Origin of the sequence: Nosocomiicoccus sp. HMSC059G07 (assembly GCF_001815515.1) — a bacterium.
Lineage (GTDB): Bacteria > Bacillota > Bacilli > Staphylococcales > Salinicoccaceae > Nosocomiicoccus > Nosocomiicoccus ampullae_A.
Window position 1 is genome coordinate 1 of the sequence record NZ_KV820787.1, and the last position, 3,685, is coordinate 3,685.

Consider the following 3,685-nt stretch of genomic DNA (forward strand, 5'->3'; position numbering starts at 1 on the left):
TTTTCTATTTTACACAATTATATGGACGTAACTAATTAATTTTATTTCGTTTACACAAAGGGCGTTTCCGTTAAAGGCACCCTCGTTAATTTAACAAGATGAAAAACGAGCCACTCTTAATCAGCTATTTCTCTATATATTGAACACCGCGACCATTACCTACTCGCTGATAATGCGAATTTAACACTTTTCTATAGTGATATCTTGAGATTTTCTCTCCTGTGAAATTATAGAGATTAGAAATTGTTATTTTCATCTCTGGAAATAGTGTTTGGAAATCTTTAATTGCTTGTAGGACGACCGCTTCTATTGGAGTTTTCCCGTTACATTTCTGACATTCATAATACGTTCGATTGTTTAATATAATTTCTCCTCCATCATCAATACAAAACAAAGATTTCTTTAAACTTTCATAGGAATAGTTGATGTCTAACCTTCGTTCTTCTAAATGTCTAAACTGATATATACTCTCGACAAGCTTTTTTGTACCTTGATCTGCGTGCTGATATTTTAACCGCAATTCATTTAAAAACTTTTTAAGTTGACCGCGCATGATTATATTAAGACCACGCGGTGATTCATATAGATGAAAATCTTTACCAATGAATACGACGTAACTTTTTATTGGAAGAGTAATCCCCACCTTTTGAGTCAGACGATTGAATAATATTACTGTATTATCCAGTTGCTCTAGTGGTGATCTCACTTTACTAGTGAATTTTGTGTTGTAAAAATCACCATCTCTAAACAGATAGTCTCCATGATAATTCTTTACTTCGAATATAAAAATTGCGTTTCGAAACACAACCAGTGCATCAATTTGTCTAACTACTCCATCGACTGAAAATGTAAAATCTGTGAGTATACAGGCACTCTCACCAACTAAATTCATCAAGAAACTTTTAAATTCCTTTTCCCCGCTGTAGCCTCTTGTTAAATTTTCCAAATAATATAACTGCTCATTCGTTAAATCCATTCTCCATTTCAGCGCATCAAGTTGTCTATGTACGAGTGATTTCATAGTAAAAACTCCTTTTTAGACATACATTAACTCATATCAGGCAAATACAAAAACACCATAAATTCACGGAAATCATTACATTCTTTAAAATCTAAATCATTTAATCATCTATTTTTTATAAATCGATTAAAAACCTAGCCATATTTTAAAAGTGGCAATAATGATAATTTATTGTTTCCATAATAAAAGCCTGAACTCAAAAAAGTTCAGGCTTCATTCTTTAACTTAAAAATACTTGTAATAAATGCTACTATGAACAAAAGCAATACTACAAATAAAAATATTTTTCTGTATGGAATTAACATATCAATATTCGAAAATAGAAACGTTCCACCGAATGCGACAAACAATAAAACGAATAGCCATTTAAATTTCATATTATCATTCCTCCTCAAAAGCATTATATAACCCTCTAAATCCAAATACGAGTATGACGATCGTCACTGCAAATGTAAATACATAATAAAACGGTTTAAACGGTCGTAGAGTTTCATAATGACTTACTACAAAACCGCCTAAAAATATTGCGAGTGATGCTATATACAAAATGACGAAGAACTTTTTAACATTCATCTTTACACTTCCTTAACACTCTTCTACTTACTATTCATTATACATTTCAAACACTTTGATTTCATCTTTACATCAATTCGTTTCATATTGTAAAGATTTTGTAAATGTTCTATAAATCGCTTTATTTCAATGGTTTCAGGGTGCTAAAATTATAAGTAAGTAAATAATATACATATTTTAAATAAACATTCTCAAGGAGATAAGGAATGAATAAAACACGATTCATTTTGCTGAACTTTGTAGCTGCTCTGTTTTTAACTTCTTGTCAAGCGGTCGAACAGGCGATTGAAGACACGTTCAGAAAAAGTCCTGAAAAATTGAACAAAGAAGACAGTGAACAATCGTTAACCGATAAAGTTAAAAGGATATTTTTAGACGAGAGCAATGAAGTCATCACTTCATCAGACATTATTAAAGATGCAGAAGAAAAGTATGGTACCGAGTTTGATGTCGAAATCAATCGACAATTTGATATGTATTTAAAAGAAGAGAATATCAATCGTTATTTGTCTGAAGAAGAAATCATGGAAATTATCAATGTTTTCAAATCAAATAATCTTTTGACAAATCGTGACAAACGCGATGAGATTATGGAATCTCTTTTCGAACTTGTCGGTACACGTGAATTTTACGTGTATGAAGGGCGTATCATGCTGAATTCTACTAATCTATACGTGTATGTTGTCGATCCAAATAATACAAAACATGTCGACCTATATTATTATAATATGTCAATCGGATCATGGAGTATCATCCCTGAAAAACTAAAGGAAGATGTCGATCCCGTCACTGCATCGATTCAAGTGTCTCAATTTAATTTTGATAGCTATGAAAAAATTGTAGATACGGCGATAGAAATTTTAAAAGATATGGGCGAATACGATGAATCAACCACAATTATTAACGATAATAATATCGCAACTATCCAGTCGCGATTTGATGGAAATGACGTGTCTTTTAACACTCCACTTAAAGGAACGAGAGAAGATTACCATTTAACTTTTGATCATAAGGGCAATCTTATAAAGAAAGAGAGGATTTAACATGATGTTTATACTACTCATATTCTTTTTTATGTACGTGTTTCCAATATTTTTCTTATATATACCAGCTATTCGAACTACACCAATCGTTGCGACGATTCTTTTAGTTGTCGGGGTTGTACTTTATCTCGTACAAACATTTATGATTTATAAATTGGTAACGAGACCACAAAAACTATTGACGCAACATGAGGATATTAGGTACTCAGGCCAACTCGTACACGCTGATATATTAAATGAAGAGGTTATACAAGAAAACAATAACGAAATCTCTAAAAAGTTGCTCGTACAATTTTTAAATTTAGCAGGAAATTCCGTAAAATCATATGTAAAAGTTGTCGATTCAAAGCCACACGAACACCGTTTTGAAAGAGGTAAAACGATTGATTTAAAGTTAAATAAAAACGGTTTTCAGCCTCCGTTTACTCTTAATGACGGAGAATACGAAACGAAGACGAGTCCTTTTGCTTCGGTGTGGATTATTTTTAACATCGTCTATATGATTGGATTTTTTATAGTGACGTATTACGTTCAAAATGACGGATACGGCTGGAGATTTTTAAGTCCAGTAACGTCTTGGCTATGGGCACCGATTTCTGGGATTATCCTTTTAAGAATATTACTGAAACTTTCGAGTAGTTTCGATATCGTCATGAGATACCACCCACTCATTTCTTTTAATTCTGAAGAAGAGTTTGGAGAATTGTTATTATATGGAAAAACTGTCGAAGGTGAAATTCTCAGTTACTCTCAAACTGGACTTCACGTAAACGAACAACCTCAAGTGCTTTTTAGCATCCAGTATGTAACAGACGAAGGTAAAAAACTAACGAAGCGAATTAAAAATGTCATCAGTTTAACAGAACTACATGAACTTAAAAAAGGAAAGGCAGAAATCATCTACCTTCCCCGTGATACGGATATATTCATGGTTCAATTCATAGAAGATGAATAAACATCCCACCAACAGCTCCAGTCAACACGACAATCCATGGTGGTAATTTCCAGTATGTAAGCATACTAAATAATATCGCGCCTAATGCAAAGT

General features: G+C 32.6%; 5 protein-coding genes. 2 read left to right on the forward strand and 3 right to left on the reverse strand.

Annotated elements, in window-relative coordinates:
• Positions 1 to 124: 124 nt before the first annotated feature.
• From HMPREF3029_RS01365 to HMPREF3029_RS01370, 3 genes are all read right to left on the reverse strand, one after another.
• Entirely contained in the window at positions 125 to 1,021 is an 897-nt protein-coding gene (locus HMPREF3029_RS01365; protein ID WP_070709332.1) for a nuclease-related domain-containing protein, read from the reverse strand.
• 206 nt (positions 1,022 to 1,227) lie between these two features.
• Positions 1,228 to 1,398, reverse strand: a complete 171-nt coding sequence (locus HMPREF3029_RS09530) for a hypothetical protein (protein WP_210400768.1) — start codon at positions 1,396 to 1,398, stop codon at positions 1,228 to 1,230.
• A gap of 4 nt (positions 1,399 to 1,402) precedes the next feature.
• The gene (locus HMPREF3029_RS01370; RefSeq protein ID WP_070709334.1) at positions 1,403 to 1,594 is read right to left on the reverse strand and encodes a hypothetical protein; all 192 of its coding nucleotides are present in this window, start codon (positions 1,592 to 1,594) and stop codon (positions 1,403 to 1,405) included.
• A 206-nt stretch (positions 1,595 to 1,800) separates the two neighbouring features.
• On the opposite strand from HMPREF3029_RS01370, the gene HMPREF3029_RS01375 reads away from it, so the two are divergent.
• Together HMPREF3029_RS01375 and HMPREF3029_RS01380 are read left to right on the forward strand one after the other, a co-directional pair.
• Positions 1,801 to 2,637 carry a hypothetical protein gene (locus HMPREF3029_RS01375; RefSeq protein ID WP_070623571.1) on the forward strand — a complete coding sequence of 279 codons (837 nt, stop codon included), beginning with the start codon at positions 1,801 to 1,803 and terminating at the stop codon, positions 2,635 to 2,637.
• Position 2,638: 1 nt separating this feature from the next.
• On the forward strand, positions 2,639 to 3,592 hold the full coding sequence (locus tag HMPREF3029_RS01380; protein ID WP_070623574.1) for a hypothetical protein: 954 nt from the start codon (positions 2,639 to 2,641) through the stop codon (positions 3,590 to 3,592).
• Positions 3,593 to 3,685: the final 93 nt, after the last annotated feature.

Coding starts and splice junctions, on each gene's coding strand:
- HMPREF3029_RS01365 (WP_070709332.1), bottom strand. CDS start 1,021: ATGAAATCACTCGTACATAGACAACTTGATGCGCTGAAATGGAGAATG.
- HMPREF3029_RS09530 (WP_210400768.1), bottom strand. CDS start 1,398: ATGAAATTTAAATGGCTATTCGTTTTATTGTTTGTCGCATTCGGTGGA.
- HMPREF3029_RS01370 (WP_070709334.1), bottom strand. CDS start 1,594: ATGAATGTTAAAAAGTTCTTCGTCATTTTGTATATAGCATCACTCGCA.
- HMPREF3029_RS01375 (WP_070623571.1), top strand. CDS start 1,801: ATGAATAAAACACGATTCATTTTGCTGAACTTTGTAGCTGCTCTGTTT.
- HMPREF3029_RS01380 (WP_070623574.1), top strand. CDS start 2,639: ATGATGTTTATACTACTCATATTCTTTTTTATGTACGTGTTTCCAATA.